Raw genomic sequence first — 488 nt, forward strand, 5'->3', positions numbered from 1 at the left:
ACGCTCGATGTCGCCGTAACCCGCCGGGACAGCCAGAGAAACTTGGGATAGGGCCCAGGCAACGCGGGGTCTCATTCGGCGCGTGGTGCCGGCTGCCATGCCGGCCTCATGGGAGCCGGGAGCCACCCACGGGCGGGGCAGCGCGCCTCAGCTCGGCGATCCGCAGCCGCAGGAACGTGATGACCAGGACCAGGACGTACATGGCCAGGCCGGCCAGAATGGCCATCACGACGATGTAGAGCAACGGCCAGGATGCCGGCGGCTGGTGCGACGTTCACGAAATACTCCCAGTAGTTGTGTCCTGACKAGCCTACGCGAGCTCTTAGTACTCCTGCGGCGGGCTCTATCGAGTACAGGGGACCCGGGACCTCCAATGTTTGGACCAGCAGGACGGCGATCTGTCACGCATGTACTGCTAAGTCCGGTAATAGCCAGCACTGAGGGGATTCCCTTGATACGTTCATCAGCAGTGCCCGCAGCGGGCAAGG

1 protein-coding gene is annotated in these 488 nt (G+C 63.9%); it reads right to left on the bottom strand.

The window, feature by feature from the left end; genetic code table 11:
• Positions 1-106: 106 nt before the first annotated feature.
• On the bottom strand, positions 107-244 hold the full coding sequence (locus AC1U89_RS24680; protein WP_479902244.1) for a hypothetical protein: 138 nt from the start codon (positions 242-244) through the stop codon (positions 107-109).
• Between the last annotated feature and the right edge of the window lie 244 nt (positions 245-488).

The organism is Caulobacter sp. 05T431, from assembly GCF_056665975.1.